At 65.2% G+C, this 17,437-nt stretch carries 16 protein-coding genes; 8 read left to right on the plus strand and 8 right to left on the minus strand.

The window, feature by feature from the left end; all coding sequences use genetic code 11:
• Window positions 1-8 precede the first annotated feature (8 nt).
• Window positions 9-833: an SDR family oxidoreductase gene (locus tag J3S28_RS04820; RefSeq protein WP_207838323.1), complete on the minus strand. Its 825-nt coding sequence runs from the start codon at window positions 831-833 to the stop codon at window positions 9-11.
• A 144-nt stretch (window positions 834-977) separates the two neighbouring features.
• Between J3S28_RS04820 and J3S28_RS04825 the strand changes: the two genes are divergently transcribed.
• The 3 genes from J3S28_RS04825 (at window position 978) to J3S28_RS04835 (ending at window position 4,625) form a co-directional block, all read left to right on the plus strand.
• Window positions 978-2,525 (plus strand): carboxylesterase/lipase family protein, encoded by a 1,548-nt coding sequence (locus J3S28_RS04825; RefSeq protein WP_207838324.1) that lies wholly within the window; start codon window positions 978-980, stop codon window positions 2,523-2,525.
• Window positions 2,526-2,652: 127 nt separating this feature from the next.
• Window positions 2,653-3,063, plus strand: a complete 411-nt coding sequence (locus J3S28_RS04830; protein WP_207838325.1) for a PH domain-containing protein — start codon at window positions 2,653-2,655, stop codon at window positions 3,061-3,063.
• Window positions 3,060-4,625, plus strand: a complete 1,566-nt coding sequence (locus J3S28_RS04835) for a PH domain-containing protein (protein WP_207838332.1) — start codon at window positions 3,060-3,062, stop codon at window positions 4,623-4,625. Before J3S28_RS04830 ends, J3S28_RS04835 begins: the two co-directional genes overlap by 4 nt.
• On the opposite strand, the gene J3S28_RS04840 is transcribed toward J3S28_RS04835, so the two are convergent.
• Complete coding sequence (locus J3S28_RS04840) at window positions 4,618-5,502, minus strand: AraC family transcriptional regulator (protein WP_207838334.1); 885 nt, start codon at window positions 5,500-5,502, stop codon at window positions 4,618-4,620. The genes J3S28_RS04835 and J3S28_RS04840 overlap by 8 nt on opposite strands.
• Before the next feature lie 55 nt (window positions 5,503-5,557).
• Entirely contained in the window at window positions 5,558-6,415 is an 858-nt protein-coding gene (locus J3S28_RS04845) for an HAD family hydrolase (RefSeq protein WP_207838337.1), read from the minus strand.
• A gap of 118 nt (window positions 6,416-6,533) precedes the next feature.
• Here J3S28_RS04845 and J3S28_RS04850 point away from each other — a divergent pair, with 118 nt between their 5' ends.
• Complete coding sequence (locus tag J3S28_RS04850) at window positions 6,534-7,487, plus strand: sterol desaturase family protein (protein WP_307796849.1); 954 nt, start codon at window positions 6,534-6,536, stop codon at window positions 7,485-7,487.
• 90 nt (window positions 7,488-7,577) lie between these two features.
• Here the strand turns inward: J3S28_RS04850 and poxB are convergent, their stop codons facing one another.
• Window positions 7,578-9,311: a ubiquinone-dependent pyruvate dehydrogenase gene (poxB, locus tag J3S28_RS04855; RefSeq protein ID WP_207838343.1), complete on the minus strand. Its 1,734-nt coding sequence runs from the start codon at window positions 9,309-9,311 to the stop codon at window positions 7,578-7,580.
• A gap of 108 nt (window positions 9,312-9,419) precedes the next feature.
• Here poxB and J3S28_RS04860 point away from each other — a divergent pair, with 108 nt between their 5' ends.
• Window positions 9,420-10,928 (plus strand): ATP-dependent DNA ligase, encoded by a 1,509-nt coding sequence (locus tag J3S28_RS04860; RefSeq protein ID WP_207838346.1) that lies wholly within the window; start codon window positions 9,420-9,422, stop codon window positions 10,926-10,928.
• Here the strand turns inward: J3S28_RS04860 and J3S28_RS04865 are convergent.
• From J3S28_RS04865 to J3S28_RS04880, 4 genes are all read right to left on the minus strand, one after another.
• A complete protein-coding gene (locus J3S28_RS04865) occupies window positions 10,917-11,558 on the minus strand; it encodes an FMN-dependent NADH-azoreductase (RefSeq protein ID WP_207838349.1) in 642 nt (213 codons plus the stop codon). The two genes, J3S28_RS04860 and J3S28_RS04865, sit on opposite strands and share 12 nt — an antisense overlap.
• A 22-nt stretch (window positions 11,559-11,580) precedes the next feature.
• Window positions 11,581-12,804 carry a multidrug effflux MFS transporter gene (locus J3S28_RS04870; RefSeq protein WP_307796850.1) on the minus strand — a complete coding sequence of 408 codons (1,224 nt, stop codon included), beginning with the start codon at window positions 12,802-12,804 and terminating at the stop codon, window positions 11,581-11,583.
• Window positions 12,805-12,892: 88 nt separating this feature from the next.
• The gene (locus tag J3S28_RS04875; protein WP_207838352.1) at window positions 12,893-13,645 is read right to left on the minus strand and encodes a dienelactone hydrolase family protein; all 753 of its coding nucleotides are present in this window, start codon (window positions 13,643-13,645) and stop codon (window positions 12,893-12,895) included.
• A 43-nt stretch (window positions 13,646-13,688) separates the two neighbouring features.
• A complete protein-coding gene (locus J3S28_RS04880; RefSeq protein WP_237341117.1) occupies window positions 13,689-14,531 on the minus strand; it encodes an alpha/beta fold hydrolase in 843 nt (280 codons plus the stop codon).
• Between the two features lie 71 nt (window positions 14,532-14,602).
• Between J3S28_RS04880 and J3S28_RS04885 the strand changes: the two genes are divergently transcribed.
• From J3S28_RS04885 to J3S28_RS04895, 3 genes are all read left to right on the plus strand, one after another.
• Window positions 14,603-15,211 (plus strand): TetR/AcrR family transcriptional regulator, encoded by a 609-nt coding sequence (locus J3S28_RS04885; RefSeq protein WP_207838355.1) that lies wholly within the window; start codon window positions 14,603-14,605, stop codon window positions 15,209-15,211.
• A 64-nt stretch (window positions 15,212-15,275) separates the two neighbouring features.
• On the plus strand, window positions 15,276-16,334 hold the full coding sequence (locus J3S28_RS04890) for a FecCD family ABC transporter permease (RefSeq protein WP_307796852.1): 1,059 nt from the start codon (window positions 15,276-15,278) through the stop codon (window positions 16,332-16,334).
• Window positions 16,331-17,422 (plus strand): FecCD family ABC transporter permease, encoded by a 1,092-nt coding sequence (locus J3S28_RS04895; RefSeq protein WP_307796853.1) that lies wholly within the window; start codon window positions 16,331-16,333, stop codon window positions 17,420-17,422. Before J3S28_RS04890 ends, J3S28_RS04895 begins: the two co-directional genes overlap by 4 nt.
• The last annotated feature ends 15 nt before the right edge of the window (window positions 17,423-17,437 follow it).

Below are 17,437 nucleotides of genomic sequence, written 5' to 3' on the forward strand. Positions count from 1 at the left end.
CGGCTCGGTCAGCCCTGGGCTTCGACGGCGACCGGCTGCCACTCCTCCCACGTCTGCAACCGGCTCGCGTAGTCAGCCTTGGCGATGTCGAGCGGCGCAGCACCGAAAAACACCCGCAGTGGCGGTTTCTCGGCGTCCACGACTTTCAGGATCGCGCGCGCCGACGCCTGCGGATCGCCGGGCACGGACGTGCGCTTCTTGCGAGCTTCCGCTGCTGCCTGGTGTGCGTCGGCGTAGTCGTCGAGCGGTGTCGCGTGCTTGGCGGACGAGCCACCCCAGTCGGTGTCGAACCCGCCGGGTTCGATCAGGGTGACGTGAACCCCGAACGACTCGACCTCCAGCGACAGGGCCTGCGAGAAGCCCTCGAGGGCCCACTTGGAGGCGTGGTAGATGCCGACGTTCTGGAAGGCGCTGATGCCGCCGATCGACGACACCTGGATGATGTGGCCGCTGCGCTGTGCCCGCAGAAACGGCAGTGCTGCCTGGGTGATCCAGAGCGCGCCGAACACGTTGGTCTCGATCTGGTCGCGGGCTTCGGACTCACTGAGTTCTTCGATGAAACCGAACTGGCCATATCCGGCGTTGTTCACCACCACATCGAGGCGGCCGAAGTGCTCGTGGGCGCCGGCCACAGCTGCGAAATCGGCGTCGCGGTCGGTCACATCGAGCTCGATCGGCAGGATCGAATCGCCGTACCTGTCGACGAGGTCGCCCAGCGACGCGGTGTTGCGTGCTGTCGCAGCGACCTTGTCCCCGCGTTCGAGGGCTGCTATCGCCCACTCGCGGCCGAATCCACGGGAAGTGCCCGTGATGAACCAGATCTTGTTGCTCATTGTCGATAGTCCTTTCGCAGGTGGACCGGGCCGCCTGTCGACGACACACAGTCGTGGTCAACGCGCCGGTCGTCTCGCGGCATTCCCGCCGACCTTCGTTAGTGTGGCAACACAGCCCACTTCGGCGGCAGGGAGAACTTCGAGATGGCAGACGATGGCAGCGTGGTGGAGACCACCAATGGACCGGTCCGCGGACTCGACGACGGGATCACCAAGTCGTGGCGGGGGATTCGTTATGCAGCGGCGCCGGTGGGGGAGCTGCGGTGGCGTGCCCCGGTGCGCCCCGAGCCGTGGACCGAGGTGGCTGACACCGGCGTCTTCGGTCCGGTCGCGCCGCAGCCGAGCAACCCGGTGATCAGGCTCGGTGAGGGCATCGTCCAGAACGAGGACTGTCTGAGCCTCAACGTGTCGGCGGCGTCCGCGGTGGTCGCCGGGGACGCCAAACCGGTGATGGTGTGGGTGCACGGCGGTGCATACATCTTCGGGTCGTCGAGCCAGCCGCTCTACGATGCCCGTGCGCTGGTGTCCGATGGCGACGTCATCGTGGTCACCGTCAACTACCGGCTCGGCGCATTGGGATTCCTCGATCTGTCGGGATTCAGCACCGACGAACACCGGTTCGACTCGAACCTGGCACTGCGCGACCTCATCCTGGCTCTGGAGTGGGTTCGGGACAACATCGCAGCGTTCGGAGGGGACCCCGACCGCGTGACCCTGTTCGGTGAGTCCGCCGGGGGGTCGATTGTCACGACCATGTTGACCGTTCCCGCAGCACGAGGCCTGTTCGCTCGTGCGATAGCCCAGAGTGCGCCCGCGACTTCGGTGTACGACAGTGCGCGTGCCAAGCGGGTCGCCACGACTTTTCTGGGGCTGCTCGGCATCGATGAAGGGGATGTCGGGACCCTCCAGGATCTGCCCGTCGCCAAGATCGTCGCCGCGGGTTTGGAGTTGTTCAGCGACGTCCCGGCCACGGCGCCCGGAACGCTCGCATTCGCACCTACCGTCGATCGCGACCTGCTGCCCGATTATCCCCTGGCAGCGTTCCGGGCCGGACAGTCGCATCCGGTGCCGCTCATCATCGGTACGAACAAGGACGAGGCTGCGCTGTTCAAGTGGATGAAGTCGCCGCTGATGCCGATCACGCCGGATGCCATCAGAGCGATGTTCACCGAGATCGCCGCAGAACAGCCCGAACTCAAACTCCCCAGCGAAGCCGAGATCGGCTCGGCCTATTCGGGTATGAAACTCAAGGCGGCCGGCCTCGCCGTCGCCCGGGACATCGGCTTCCGCATGCCGACGATCTGGCTCGCCGAGGCCCACAGCGCGGTGGCGCCGGTATACCTCTACCGATTCGATTGGGCGACACCGATGTTGCGTGCGCTCCGCGTCGGAGCGACACATGCGACCGAATTGCCATACGTGTGGGGCAATCTTGTGATGGGTCGCAAAGACATCACGTTCAAACTCGGTGGGTTGAAGGTGGGCAAGGCACTGTCGGCGCGCCTGCAGAACCGCTGGGTCTCTTTTGCAGTCGACGGGCATCCACGCGGACTGCCCGGAGATCCGGACTGGTTCCCCTACGAGCGTGAACATCGAGCAACCCTTGTGATCGACAGGCAGGACTCGGTGATCGACGATCTCGATCGAGACCTGCGTGAGGCGTGGGGCGACGACGTCCTGAATTTCCTGTGATGCAGCACCTATGCTGGGCGACGCGGTGACGTCCGCTGATTCGGCGTTGCGCGCCACAGAACCCAGGCCACCACGCAATCGGATTGATCCGCGGTCACGCTGGTATTGGCTCCTCGAGTGTCTGTGCGTGTTGACGCTCGCGGTGGCCGCGCTGATCGCTCCGGCACTCATCTGGGCGGGTGTCCGCCCGGCTTTCCTGATCGCCGCCGCGGTCGTCGGCGGAACTCTGCTCGGGTGGACGGTGACCATGCCGTTCCTGCGGTACCGGGTCCATCGCTGGGAAGCCAGTGGTACCGCCGTGTACGCGAAGACCGGGTGGTTGTCCCGGGAGTGGAAGGTGGCGCCGCTTTCCCGCATCCAGTCCGTCGAGGCCAAACGAAATCCGCTGCACCAGTTGCTGGGCCTGGCCCAGGTATCGGTCACGACGGCGTCAGCGCACGGCGAGATCGTGATCCAAGGTCTCGACCAGATGGTCGCCGACGACCTCGTGGCCGAACTGACGGTGGCAACGGAAAGCACGGTCGGGGACGCGACGTGACCGGCGATCCCGCCGTGGCGTCGCTCGTTTCCCTGGAGAAGCTGCCCTCCGACGTCCCGTGGCAGCGTCTCGACAGCCGGATGATCGGCGCCGCGCTCACCCGAATGCTCGTCATGGTCGGTCCAGTGGCCTTTGCATGGGTCTTTCTGGGACAAAGAGATTCGTCGGTCTCCGGGACGTTCGTTGCGTTGACCGCAGTGGCGGTCGCCGTTCCCTGCTTCTACATCTTGCGGTACGTCAGGTTTCGGTACCGGATCACCGTGACCGAGCTCCAGATCACCTCGGGGCTGTTGGTGCGACGAGTCCGCAGGGTTCCGCTGCACCGTATCCGTACCGTCGACATCACCGCGAAACCGATTCTGCGGCTGTTCTCGCTGGCAATCGTGACCATCGGCACCGGGCAGCAGGTGGGAGCCGGCGACTCGGGGCTGCAGCTCGACGCGGTGCGCATGCCGGTTGCCGCTTCGCTACGGGCCGAACTCCTCGCCGCCGCCGGAAGACAGGGCAACAGAGAATCATTCGAGGACGCAGCAGAAATACCCCGGAGTGGGGTAGAGGCGTCGTCGCCCGCCGTACTCCGGATCCGGTGGGCCTGGATGCTCTATTCGATCGTCGGAGTGTGGTCGGTGGTTGCGCCCACCGCGATCTTCGGGTTCGTTTATCAGGGCATGCAGTTTCTCGGCCGCAGCCCCGACACGTACGTCGGTTGGTACTTCTCAGAGTATCTGGACCGCGTCTCCTGGGGGCTGTGGCTGCTCACCACGGTCGGTTGCTTCGTGTTGGTCGGCATCGTCGGCGCGGCAGCGGTGTTCGTCGAATCCTGGTGGAACTACACCCTGGTGCATGAGCAGCGCGGTCGATTCGTCGCGACGCGGGGTCTGTTGACAACTCGTTCCTTCACCGTCGATCAATTTCGACTACGGGGCGTGACCGTGGCGGAGGCCCTGACCACCAGGGTGTTGCGCGGTGCGCGGTTGCTGCCCATCCTCACCGGCGTCAGCGCCGAACAGCAGAACCAGGAATCGGGGGTGCTCGTGCCGACGACCACCCGCGACATTCCGGTGTCCCTGGCGAACACACTGCTGGGCGAGACCGTCCTCTCCGAGGACAGGCTCCGAACAGGCTGGCTGCACCGGCACCCACCAGCGGCCCTGCGGCGCATCTTGTTCCACTACGAGTCACCGACACTGGGCGTGGCGGCGGGCCTCGCGGTCGCAGTGTGGTACTGGCACTTGCCGATCGCCCTGGTCGCGATCCCGGTTCTGGCAGCCGTGCTTCTGTTCCCGGCGGCGCTCGGCAACTATCGCGGCCTGGGCCATCGGATCGAAGACGGTTACCTGTTCAGTCGGCGGGGATTCTTCCTACGCCGGTTCGACGCCGTTCAGCTGCGCGGGGTCAGCGCGGCGTCCGTGCAGCAGTCGATCTTTCAGCGCAGGCTCGGCCTGGCGACCGTCACGGCGACCACGGCATCGGGGGAGAAGGCCTACCACGTGGTCGACGTCGGGGTCGGCGAGGCAACCCAACTCGCCGCCGCGCTCGGTGGCCGCGAGTTCCTCAGCTGATCGCCGCCGGACTGCGGTCGTCGGCCGACTCGATCGGCAACCACAGTTCGCCCGTACCCGACTGCTTGTCGTCCGAGAGCCGTACACGAACGATCTCCGGCCCTGCGACGAGTCGAAAAGGGTTGGCCGGAAACCACTCCGAATAGGCCGCCGGCCAGAGCTGCTGAAGCGACTCCGGCAGGGGGCCTGACGATTCGAAGACCACCCACAGTCCGGCGGCGACCTCGAGAGAGTCGAGGCCCTCAGGGACGGGCCGCGAGGTGGCCACCGCGTGGTAGTAGTCGATTTCCGTACCCTCGGCCCGTGTTTCATCGAAGTCAGTGCACACGGCGAGTGTTCCGGCGGGGTCCTGATCGCTCAGCTCGGCGAGGAAGTGATCGACGTCGGCGGGGAAGTTGCGCTCGAAGTCGATGATCGCCGGGTTGGGGCCGGTGAACACCAGCGGCACCCGGATTCGCAAGCCGACCAGACGGAAGGCGTCCTTCTGGACAAGGCGGTAGTGCATGTCGTTGCTCCCCTCGATGGTGAGGTGAAATGAAAGGCGTGGCTGCGAGCGCAGATGCGCGCCCGCTCGTCGTGCCTCGGCCGGGCCGACGCCGTGCATGCGTTTGAAGGCCCGGGTGAAGGCGTCGGTCGAGGTGTAGTCGTATCGGGTGGCAATGTCGATGAGGCGCTCCTCGCCGGCGACCACAGCTGCGGCCGCGACGGTCAGCCGTCGCCTGCGGATGTAGTCCGACAACGACATACCGGCGAGCGCCGAGAACACCCGTCTGAAGTGATACTCCGACGTCAGTGCCAAGCGCGCGAGCTCTGGCACGTCGATCGAGCCCTCGAGGTTGTCCTCGATGGCGTCCATTGCGCGGTTCCAACGTTCCATGCGAACCACGCTAAGAGATCAGGAGGTCCTGATGTCCGATGATCGGTGCCCGGAACTATCGGGTGTGACCCGCCGGCCGCTCCACCGCCGTGATGGCTGTGATCAGTGACTCGAGGTACGTGGCGACACCGTCGTCGTCGTTGCTGGGCAAGACGTGGTCGGCGACCGCGAGCGCGTCGACACTGGCATTCGCCGGGCACAGCGCCTGGCCGGCCCAGTTGAGCATCGGAAGGTCGTTGATGGCATCGCCGCACGCCGCGACCTCGGACCGGTCGATGTCCCATCGAGCGCACAGCCGGGCCAGGGCGGACGCCTTGGAGACGCCGAGAGCCGCCATCTCGAGATAGGGCGCGCCCGAATGGGTCGGCGTGACCTCCGGCATCCCCGCCGCCTGGACGCGGCGGAAGAGAATCTCGCTTGCGATGTCAGGATGCCTTGCGACGATCTTCACGATGGGTTCGTCGTCGAGCGATGCTGCATCGGAACGCTCCATCGTGCCCGGGTCGCGATGGTGATCGGTGAAAACGCACAGGGCTGCGTACCCGGGATCAGCGATGAACCTCGTCGGACCGACGGTGGCGAACACGGTGCCGGGAACGAGCTGGCCTACCCGTTCGGTCGCGGCCCGGGCGACGTCGGCCGTGAGTGGTTGCACGTCAACGATATTCGGCGTGCCGTCGGCAAGGTCGATGACAACCGCGCCGTTGGCGGCCACTGCGATCCCGTGAAACCCGCACGTGGTGGCGAGTGCGTGCACCGAATGTTTCGCTCGAGCAGTCGCCCAGACCACGATGATCCCTGCCTCGGCGGCTGCGGCCATGGCCGCCGCCGATCGGGGACTGACCGCACGGGCGGAGTTGAGGAGTGTGCCGTCGAGGTCTGTGGCAACCAGGCGAATGTTCACGTCGTCCATGGTGCCAAGGCGCGGCGGCCGATGCTGGTACGCTCTCGTACCAACGCCGGGTTACAGAAGTGATGCCGGTGTAACGTGTTCGAGACGGGTCGTGGCTGACCTGCATGAAGGAGTTGACGTGGACCCTCTCGTATCGGCGTTCGACACATTGCCCCAGCCATTGCGGGATCCGGTTGCGCTGGCCATCCCGTTCTTCATCCTGCTGCTCGTCATCGAGTCCGTGGCGGCCCGGTTCCTCGAACACCGCGAGAACACCGACCGGCCAGATGACCGAGGACGACCGCGACCCGGTGCGTACCGCGCCGCGGATGCCAGGGCGAGTATCTCGATGGGGCTGGTGTCCATCGTCACGATGGCGGTGTGGAAAGGCCTCGCACTAGTCGGCTACGCGGCGCTCTTCGCCTACGTGGCGCAATGGCAGTTGCCTTCCGACCAGTGGTACACCTGGGTCATTGCGCTGGTCGGCGTCGACATCCTGTTCTACTTCTATCACCGCACGGCTCATCGGGTCCGGCTGATCTGGGCGACCCATCAGGCCCACCATTCCAGCGAATACTTCAACTTCTCCACCGCTCTGCGCCAGAAGTGGAACAACAGTGGCGAGATCCTCATGTGGTTGCCGTTGCCGCTGCTCGGAGTGCCGCCATGGATGGTGTTCTTCGCGTTCTCGCTGAGCCTCGTCTACCAGTTCTGGATTCACACCGAACGTATCGGTCATCTTCCGCGGCCCTTCGAGTTCGTCTTCAACACACCGTCGCATCACCGGGTTCACCACGGCCGTGATCAGAAATATCTCGACAGGAATTACGGCGGGATCCTGATCGTCTGGGACCGGATCTTCGGGACATTCCAGAAAGAGCTGCAACGCCCGACCTATGGCCTGACCAAGCCTGTCGACACGTTCAACATCTGGCGACTCGAGACGCGCGAGTATGCGGCGATCGCCGCCGACGTCCGCGGATCGCAATCGGTGAAAGACAAGCTCGGCTACATCTTCGGTCCGCCCGGGTGGCAGCCCCGGGGCCGTGGTGCCGGGGTCGATGTGGGTACCGCACCTGCGTCCGCTACCTGACCCAGGACGACCCCACAAACCCAGGCGTTCCGGGAACACCCAGGTGTTGCAACACCTGAGTTTGCCTGGAGGACCTGGGTTTGTCGGCGCTCAGTCGAACAAGCGGCGAAACACGTTGGTATCGGCCAGATCCATCAACTCGTCGCCACGTCCCGACATGATGGTCCGCAAGGCGTAGAGGGTGAAACCCTTCGCCTGCGCCGCCGTAACGGTCGGCGGTATCGACAACTCCTGACGGGCGGTGACCACATCGAGGAGCGCCGGACCCCCATGGCTCAAGACGTCCTTCACGGCGGACTCGAGCTGGTCGGGTTCTTCGACCCGGATGGCATGGATACCGAGCGCCTGCGCGACCTTCGAGAAGTCCGGGTTGTCGAGTTCGGTGCCGAAATTGACGATGCCTGCGGCTTTCATCTCGAGTTCGACGAAGTTCAGGGACGAGTTGTTGAACACCACGATCTTCACGGGCAGTTTGTTCTGTCGGATCGTCAGTAGTTCGCCGAGCAACATTGCCAGTCCGCCGTCACCGGAGAATGCGACGACCTGACGGTCGGGAAACGCGGTCTGCGCGCCGATGGCGTGCGGGACGGCGTTGGCCATCGTGCCATGCGCGAACGACCCGATGAGTCGTCGGCGACCGTTCATCGTCAGGTACCGGGCCGCCCAGACAACGGGAGAGCCCACGTCGGGGATGAAAACTGCGTCGTCGGAGGCATTTTCGTCGAGCAGTCGGGCGAGGTATTGGGGATGGATCGGCCGTTTGTTGCCGTCGTTGGTGGCGAGGCCGTCGAGCTCGGTTCGAGTCTTGCGATAGTGCGCCACCGAGGCCTGCAGATGGCTCGAATCGGAATGTTTGGTCAACAGCGGCAGCAGTGCATCGATGGTGTCCTTGACGCTGCCCACCAACCCGACGTCGATGGGAGTCCGTCGTCCCAGCTGTTCGCCGCGGATGTCGATCTGGATGATCTTGGCCTTGCTGGGGAGGAACTGCTGGTAGGGGAAGTCGGTGCCCAGCATCAGGAGCGTGTCGCACTTCTCCATGGCGCGGTAGCCGGAGGAGAACCCGAGCAGGCCCGTCATTCCCACGTCGAAGGGATTGTCGTATTCGATGAACTCCTTGCCCCGTAGTGCATGGACCACGGGTGCCTGCAGGGTGTCGGCGACGGCCAGAAGCTGCGCGTGGGCACCCTCGACACCGGCGCCACCGAGGATGGTGACTTTCTGCGCAGCATTGAGGACGGCCGCGGCCTCGCGAAGACCCTCGTCCGTGGGCCGGGTGATGCGGGGTATGTGGCGAATCGGTGCCGAGGGGCGCCGGCCTGCACTCTTCTGCAAGAAGATCTCGCCGGGTATGACCACGACGGCCACGCCGCGCTTCTCGATGGCGGTGCGCATCGCGATCTCCAGAATACGCGGCAATTGTTCTGGGACACTGACGAGTTCGTTGTAGACGCTGCATTCGTCAAAGAGGTGTTCGGGGTGGGTTTCCTGGAAGTAGGTGCTTCCGATCTCAGACGCCGGTATCTGCGCGGCGATGGCCAGGACCGGCACCCGACTACGGTTGGCATCGAACAGGCCGTTGATGAGGTGCAGATTGCCCGGACCGCAACTACCCGCGCAGACAGCGAGCTCACCGGTCAGCGCGGCATCGGCCGCCGCTGCGAACGCCGCGGCCTCCTCGTGCCGGACGTGTTCCCAGGTGACGGTGCCCGCCCGCCGAAGGGCGTCGGTGAATCCGTTGAGTGAGTCGCCAGGCAGGCCATAGACCCGTTTGACGCCCGAAGCGTGAATGATGTCGACGATCGTGTCCGCGATGGTGGCCATGTTTTCCACAGTAGGTGCCGCGCGGCGATGGCCGCCCGCTGAAGTCCGTTTGCGCGGAGATTGTGGCGGAATCGTCTCGGTGTCGGTCCCGGCCGATACCGTGGACGGGTGCTCCTTGCAGATGTGGTGATCGCGAGTTCGGCCGTTGCGGCGACGCGTTCGCGAAAGTCGAAAACAGAAGCCATCGCCGAGCTCATCCGTGGTGCCGAACCGGTGGATGTCGAGCCGGTCGTTGCGTGGCTCGCAGGGGAGACGCTGCAGGGTCGGATGGGGATCGGATGGCGAACCCTGGTCGGCGCCAAGGCCTCCGCTGCCGCCGAACCGACATGGACGGTCTCCGATGTCGACCGGTATCTGTCAGCACTGGCGGAGACCTCGGGTGCAGGGTCGGTGGCGCGTCGCAAGGAGTTGCTGACGGACCTGATGTCGAACGCCACGGTCGACGAGCAGGAGTTCTTGATCCGGTTGCTCACCGGCGAGATCCGACATGGTGCGCTCGAAGGTGTGATGACGGACGCGATCGCCAAGGCCGCGGGTCTACCTCTCGACGTGGTCCGTCGGGCATTCATGTTGTCGGGTCGACTCCCTGCCACGGCCTCCGCGGCGATCATCGGTGGCGCCGAAGCCCTGGCGGACTTTCAGCTCGAAGTCGGTCGTCCGGTCCGTCCGATGCTGGCGTCGCCGGCGACATCACTCGCCGACGCCCACGCAGCGCTCGGAGGGGATGTCAGCGTCGAGTACAAACTCGACGGCGCGCGAATCCAGGTGCACCGCAACGGCGACGACGTCTCCGTTTACACACGGACGCTGAACGAGATCACCGAACGCGTTCCCGAGTTGGTGGAGCTCGTCCGAGCGCTGCCGTGCGATTCCGTGGTCTTGGACGGCGAGACCCTGGCGCTGACCGACTCAGGCAAGCCCCGTCCCTTCCAGGAAACGATGAGTCGCTTCGGCGCGAGCTCGGAGCGTGAACTCCTGCTTCAGCCATACTTCTTCGACTGCATCCACCTCGACGGTGTCGACCTCCTCGACGAGCCGTTGTCGCGTCGGCTGGAGGCGCTGGATCGGGTGGCGCCGGGCCACCGCATCCCGTCGTTGCTCCGGCCGGATCTGGCAGCAACGGAGACACACCTCGATGATGCGTTGGCGGCCGGACATGAGGGCATCATGATCAAGGCACTCGACTCCGTCTACGCGGCGGGCCGTCGCGGAAAGTCCTGGCAGAAGGTCAAACCCGAACACACCCTGGATCTGATCGTGCTCGGCGCCGAATGGGGCTACGGCAGACGCACCGGGTACCTGTCGAACCTCCACCTCGGTGCCCGCGACCCCGACGGTGGCGAACCGATCATGGTGGGCAAGACGTTCAAAGGCCTAACCGATGAGCTGCTCCGTTGGCAGACCGAGGAGTTCCCGAAACACGAGCGCACCCGAGATGATCACACCGTGTATCTGAAACCGGTGCTCGTCGTCGAGATCGAACTGGACGGAGCCCAGGTCAGCACCCGCTACCCGGGCAAGGTGGCACTGCGCTTCGCGCGGGTCCTGAGGTATCGGCCGGACAAGACCCCGGCTGAGGCGGACACGCTCGATGCCGTGCGCGAACTACTTCCCTGAGCGAGCCAACTCGATCACACGTGCCCGGGTCGCCTCGGCGCCGGCGGCGGCCTGCTCGGTGAAGGGGGCGAGCGGAGCGATCCGCCCCACGAGGGTGAGGTCGGCGGTCACGACCTCAACCGCCATCCCCAACGCTTTCCCGAAGACCTGAACCAAGGGCGGGACCGTGTGGTCGAGGCCCTCGTCTTTGGCGCCGGGCCCATAGGTGAGGCCTCGCGAGGAGATGATGATCACCGGCTTGCCCGCGAACGGCTGGTCCGGGGTGTCGAACGGGGCCGTGGTCCCGAGTACGTGGAGGTGATCGATCCATGCCTTGAGGGATGAGGGGATCGACCAGTTGTACATGGGTGCGCCGATCACCAGCGCGTCGGCGGCGGTGACCTCGGCGATGAGTTCCTGCTGCCGGGCCTCGGCCTCAGGGCTGGGCGACTCGGTGGGGGTCCGGAGCCGGGGCGCGTAGTGCAGACCCGCATCCGACAGATGAGGCACCGGATCGCGATGCAGGTCGCGGTAGACCACCGAACGATCGCCGCCGGCGGTCAGCCACGTCTGGGCGAACAGGCCGGTCAGTTCGCGGGAGGTCGACGATGTCGTGTCTGCGGACGAGTCGATGTGCAAGAGGGTGGGCATGCGAACCATTCTGCCCAACGTCTCATGCTGCAGCAGCGGCCAGCCTTCTGGCCGATGTGGTCCACATCAACAAAACTCCTGCCCCGAGTCCGATTCCGAGGTACAGCCAACCCAGCGGCGCCTGCGAGTTCTCCGGCAAGATTCCGGCCCCGGCCATCGCGACGCTGACGATGAGATAACAACCGGCACTGATGACTCCGCCGATCAATCCCAGGTTGCGTGAGAACAAACCGAGTCCGAGGCCGTACATCTGGGGGCACAGGACACCGCATCCGGCCAGCGCCAGGCAGGCGCCGAGGGTGATCGCCCACGCGCTCGGTCCGATCGTGGCGGCCGAGACCAGCAGAACCAGTGCTCCGGCGACGAATACGACCCACGCTCCGATCGCGAGTTGTCGGGGAGTTGTCCGTGCTGCCAGTGCACTGCATGCGAGCTCACCGATGAGATTCGCGCCCCCGACGATCAGCGCGACCAGTCCGTATGCGGCGGGGGAGAAATCGAGCTGCTCCTGATAGAGAAAGGGCCCGATGACACCGAACACCAGCTGTGCCGCGGCCATCAGACCGAACACCAGGATCAAGCTGACGAACACCCGGTTTCGTAGTGCTCCGGCGAGGACTGTGCCGGTGGCCGCGACGTCGATGCGAGCGCGGTTCTCGGCGACAAGCGTTTCGGGAAGTGCGACGGCGACCACCAATCCCACGACTAGGGCGAGAGCGGCGATCAGAGCGAAGATCGCGCGCCAGGACATGTACTGCACCAGAACGCCTCCGAGGGCGGGTGCGAGCACCGGCGCGAGACCCCACGCGGCGCCGAGCAGGCCGGAGATCGACGTCAACCGGCTACCGCGAAAGCAGTCGGCCGCAATGGCATACGAAAGCACCATGCATGCGCAGGCGCCGATGCCCTGCAGGAATCTGAGCCCCAGCAGGACCGGCACACTTCCTGCGACGGCGCAACCGAGGCTCGTCACGATGACGATCGCCAGGCAGGTGAGCAGAACCTTCTTCCGACCGACTGCGTCCGCAATTATTCCGACCGGGATGAGTGCGAGGCTCATACCGAGCATGTACGCGGTGACGGTGTTCTGCATCATGGCGTTCGACGAATCGAGGTCGATGACCATGTCGGGCAGGGCCGGGGTGTAGATGTCGAGCGGAATCTGGCTGAGAGGCACCACCATCAGCAGAATCGCGACGATACCCCGCGACGGCACAGCAGGAGTTGACGCGGTCACAGGCACCACCGGGGAATTGTTTGCGGACGTCGCAGGGGTACCGCGACCAACGAAATCCTAGGTCGTCAGCGAGGGCCCTGCGCGGCAATCCACCGAGTCAGGGGTTGAGACTCTCGCGGAACAACCCCTCCAACGTGTCGAAATGTCGTTCGGCGGCGTCGACTCGATAGCTCGCGGTGTCGGACATGGTGTATCCGTGCGGCGCTCCGGGATACACCTCGGAGGTGTACAGCAGTCCGGCGGTGTCGAATGCCTGCTCGAGGATTTCGATCTTGTCCGGTGGCATCGACCGGTCGTTGTCGGCGTGTCCCAAGTAGAGCCGGGCCCGGGCGCGCGTCGCGACGACGTGCGGGCTGTCAGGGGAGTCGGTGACCAGATTGCCGCCGTGAAACCCTGCTGCTGCCTTCACATCATCCGGTCGGGAACCTGCAGTGCGCAGTGCCAGGCCGGCGCCCATGCAGTAGCCGGTGACACCGATGCCGTTACCGGTCACGTCTGGGAGTTCGAGCAGGCGATCCACGTATTGGTGGACATCCGCAGTCGCGAGACCGGATCCGAGTGAACGGATTCGGTCCATCGCTCCGCCCATGAACTGTTCGCGGTACTCGGGGTCGCCCAGGTCGCCCTGCGGCGCCAAGTCCTCAACGGTGCCGTGCCTGTAGAACGCGTTGGGAACCATGACCACGAATCCCCACCCGGCTATCCGGTCGGCCATCTCGAACAGGCGCGGCCGCAGACCCAGCGCATCCATGTAGAACAGGACACCGGGACGAGCGCTGTCATCCGGGCGGGTTACGTACGCTTCCGCGACACCGTGACCGGCCTCGATTTCGATGGTGCTGCTCAACATGAACACCAACGCTACCGCCACGGCCGCCGCCGTTGACGACGGGTCACACCGTGTCGGCCCGGACGCGGACTCCCCGCGCATTCCAGAACGCGGTGATGGCCGCGGCGGTCTCTGCCGGCCGCTCGATGGCCGGGACGACCCGTGCGCCCGAGATGGTCACCTCGCGGGCGTCGACCATCCGTTCGGCTACAGCTCGCGCCTCGTCCGGTGTCCACTCTCCGCGGTCGTCGGTGGTCACGAAGAGCGTGGGGCAGGTGATCTGCCGCGCCGCCCACGAGAGGTCTGTCCGGTTGAGAATGGCGGTCTCGATGGCCCGGACCATGGCAACGTTCGACGTCCGGCGCATCGAATCTTTCAGCAGCTCAAGGGCTTCTCGGTCGTCGGCGCGAGTGCGATCGGTGAACAATGTGTCTTCGATCGCTCTGCGAGGCAGACCTCTGGGACCAAACAGCCGATACAGTGGCGCCAGGGCCCGAACCTTGCGGCGCAGTCCGGCGTCGATGGGATGGGTCGGTGCGCTGATGGCGACCAGGCTCCGGATCATGATGTCCTGTGTCGCTGCCAGCTGCATTCCCACGTGGCCACCCCAGGCGTTGCCGACCCAGTCCACGCCCGATACGTCCAGTGCAGCGAGCAGATCAGTGGCTGCGGCGGCGCAACCGGCGATGTCGGTTGCCTGGGCGAGTGCATCGCTACGTCCCGCCGACGGTGCGTCGACCAGATGCAGGGTGCGGTGGCGAGCCAATTCGCCGGCGACGCGGTCCCAACTCGTCGAGTCGACAAACATGCTGTGCCACAGCACTGCCGGGGGTCCGCTGCCGACGACCCGAACATGTAGCGAACCGAGGGAGGTGGGGATACGTAGGGCTTTGTCAGTGGCGGTCATGGCGATCACTCTCTGTTGGTTCAGACTTTGAAATTACACTGTGTAAGCCCAAAAATGGATAGGGTGATCCGATGTCCCGCCCTTATTCATCCGAACTGCGGACAGCCCGGGCGCAGGCCAACCGGCGGATCGTCGTCGACACCGCGCAGCGAATGTTCGTCGACGAGGGCTGGACCGCAACCACGATGGCGAAGGTCGCCGAAACCTCGGGGCTGACCCGTCAAACGGTCTACCAACATTTCGATTCGAAGTTGTCGTTGCTAGACGCCTGTATCGACAATGCGCTGTCGGACGGCAGGGCGATTCCGGTCCGGGACATGCCCGAATACCGGCAGATGGGCATGGGGGACAGGCGCCTTCGGATTGACGCAGGCGCGCGCTGGCTCTGCTCCGCGCATGAGCGGTCCGCCGGGATCCAGAACGTCCTCGACCAGGCTGCCGTCACCGATGTGGAAGCGGCCGCGAGGCTGGCGGACCGCGAGAACACCCGGTGGGAAGAAGTGCACTGGGCGACGTCGCTCATTCTCGGAAGCGAGCCGCCGGCCGAGGTTGTCGACGGTATGTGGACACTGACGTCGAGGCGGATCTGGCTGATGTTGGTTCGAGATCGCGGGTGGACCGCTGATCAGTGGCGGGGGTGGTTCACCGTTCAGGCAGGGGTCATTTTGGCATCGGCCTGACCGGGGCGACGGTTTGATCGGACCGTGCACCTCGTAGCGCGGAGTTAGGTTAGGCTTCGCACTTGTGCCTGTGTCTGCCCTGTCCGCGCTGTCGCCCCGCGCGGCCGATGCGCCACCCACCGAGCGCATCGGCCGCAACACCGCGATCCTGTTGGCCCTGGTACTGGTGTTGGTCATCGTCATGCTCGCGAGTATTGCCCTGGGCTCGCGCGCCGTACCTCTCGGTGAGGTCTGGCACGCGTTCACCAACATGGACCCCACCAGCAATGATCACCTCGTCATCCGGGATCAGCGGGTGCCACGGACGCTCATCGGCCTGATGGTCGGCGTCTCGCTCGGGGTGGGCGGTGCGGTGATGCAAGGACTGACCCGCAACCCACTGGCAGACCCCGGCCTGCTCGGCGTCGACGGCGGCGCCTCCCTGTTCGTGGTGCTCGGCATCGGATACCTCGGTGCGGTCGCCGCCGGCGAGTACGTCTGGTTCGCCCTGTTCGGTGCAGCGGTGGCGTCGCTGGCCGTATACGCGATCGGGGCGTCCGGTCGCGAAGGGGTCACGCCGGTCAAGTTGGCGCTGGCCGGCGCCGCATTGTCGGCGGCCTTCACCTCGGTGGTGACGGCGTTGTTGTTGCTCGACCCCAAGACTTTCGACAACTACCGCTTCTGGGTGGTCGGCTCCTTGAGTGGTCGCGACATGTCCACGTTGCTCGCGGTGCTGCCCTTCTTGGTGGTCGGGTTGATTCTCGCGCTGGCGATGGGTCGCTTTCTCAACGCACTGGCACTCGGTGACGACGTCGCCCGAGGACTGGGCCAGCGGGTCGGCGCCGCCAGGGGACTGGGCGCGCTCGTCATCGTGCTGCTCTGTGGTGGTGCGACCGCAGTGGCAGGCCCGATCAGCTTCGTGGGTTTGACGGTGCCGCACGTCGCCAGGACTTTCGTCGGCGCCGATCATCGATGGATCTTGCCGTATTCGGCTGTGCTCGGGGCGATCTTGATAGTCGGCGCCGACACCATCGGTCGACTCATCGCGCGGCCCGGTGAGATCGAGGTGGGAATCATCACGGCCCTCGTCGGCGCCCCGGTGTTCATCTTCCTGGTGCGCCGAAGTCGGATGGCGCAACTGTGACCACCACCGACCGAGCCCGCACATACGCTGCTCTCGGCGGACTTGTCGAACTCCGCGACGGTGAGATTCGCGAGGTTCGACTCGTCCGCAGACGGGGTCGACTCCGCGAGTCCGGCATCGTGGCGGTCCTGCTGGTGCTGCTCGCCGCGGCGTTCTGTCTGTCACTGTCGCTGGGCGATCTGTGGATACCTCTCCCGGATGTGGCGCGAGTGGCGTTGGGTCTGAGTGCGGACTCCCCGGCGCCATTCATCGTGGGGGAGCTGCGGTTCCCCCGCGCCGTCATGGCCGTGATGGTCGGTCTCGCCTTCGGTATGGCGGGGACCATCCTGCAGCAGCTCGTACGCAATCCCCTTGCGAGCCCAGACATCATCGGTGTCACCTACGGCGCGAGCGCGACTGCGGTCGTGGCCATTCTCGTCTTCGGGGCCAGCGGATATGTGCTGTCGGTATGGGCACTCGTCGGCGGACTCGGCGCGGCGGCGCTCGTGTACGGACTCTCCTGGAGCCAGGGGGTGACCGGGTATCGGATGATCCTGATCGGCATCGGTGTCGCCGCCGTAGGAGAGAGTCTCACCGCGTATTTCCTTACTCGCGCAAAGCTTTACGAGGCCACCGTCGCGTTGCGATGGCTCACCGGATCTCTCAGCGATGCATCGGAGTCGAGAATGCACGTTCTCGGCTGGTGTCTGGTGGTGCTGGTACCCATGGCCCTGCTGCTGTCGCGCTGGATCCGACCGCTGCAACTCGGCGACGACTCAGCACGGGAGTTGGGGCTTCGGGTCGAGACCTCACGGCTGAGTCTTGTTGTGGCGTCGGTGCTTCTTGCCTCGGTGGCAACTGCTGCCGCAGGTCCGATCGCCTTCGTGGCGCTGATGGCCGGCCCCGTCGCCGGCTTGCTGACCGGCAAGAGTGGCGGCGGACTGATCTCTTCGGGCTTGGTGGGCGCCGTGTTGGTGGTCGTCTCGGACATGGTCGGTCAACATCTCTTGTCGCAGTCGTTGCCGGTCGGTGTGATCACCGGCATCATCGGCGCGCCGTATCTCATCTGGCTGTTGATCCGGATGAACCGGATCGGCGGTGCCAATTGACTGCCGTGACCCGAA

The sequence above is a fragment of the Williamsia soli genome, from assembly GCF_017377795.1.
GTDB classification, from domain to species: Bacteria; Actinomycetota; Actinomycetes; order Mycobacteriales; family Mycobacteriaceae; genus Williamsia; species Williamsia soli.

What these genes read in the sequence shown, in the direction of transcription:
- J3S28_RS04820 (WP_207838323.1), bottom strand. Translation starts at nt 833, where the DNA reads ATGAGCAACAAGATCTGGTTCATCACGGGCACTTCCCGTGGATTCGGC.
- J3S28_RS04825 (WP_207838324.1), top strand. Translation starts at nt 978, where the DNA reads ATGGCAGACGATGGCAGCGTGGTGGAGACCACCAATGGACCGGTCCGC.
- J3S28_RS04840 (WP_207838334.1), bottom strand. Translation starts at nt 5,502, where the DNA reads ATGGAACGTTGGAACCGCGCAATGGACGCCATCGAGGACAACCTCGAG.
- J3S28_RS04845 (WP_207838337.1), bottom strand. Translation starts at nt 6,415, where the DNA reads ATGGACGACGTGAACATTCGCCTGGTTGCCACAGACCTCGACGGCACA.
- poxB (WP_207838343.1), bottom strand. Translation starts at nt 9,311, where the DNA reads ATGGCCACCATCGCGGACACGATCGTCGACATCATTCACGCTTCGGGC.
- J3S28_RS04865 (WP_207838349.1), bottom strand. Translation starts at nt 11,558, where the DNA reads ATGCCCACCCTCTTGCACATCGACTCGTCCGCAGACACGACATCGTCG.
- J3S28_RS04875 (WP_207838352.1), bottom strand. Translation starts at nt 13,645, where the DNA reads ATGTTGAGCAGCACCATCGAAATCGAGGCCGGTCACGGTGTCGCGGAA.
- J3S28_RS04880 (WP_237341117.1), bottom strand. Translation starts at nt 14,531, where the DNA reads ATGACCGCCACTGACAAAGCCCTACGTATCCCCACCTCCCTCGGTTCG.
- J3S28_RS04885 (WP_207838355.1), top strand. Translation starts at nt 14,603, where the DNA reads ATGTCCCGCCCTTATTCATCCGAACTGCGGACAGCCCGGGCGCAGGCC.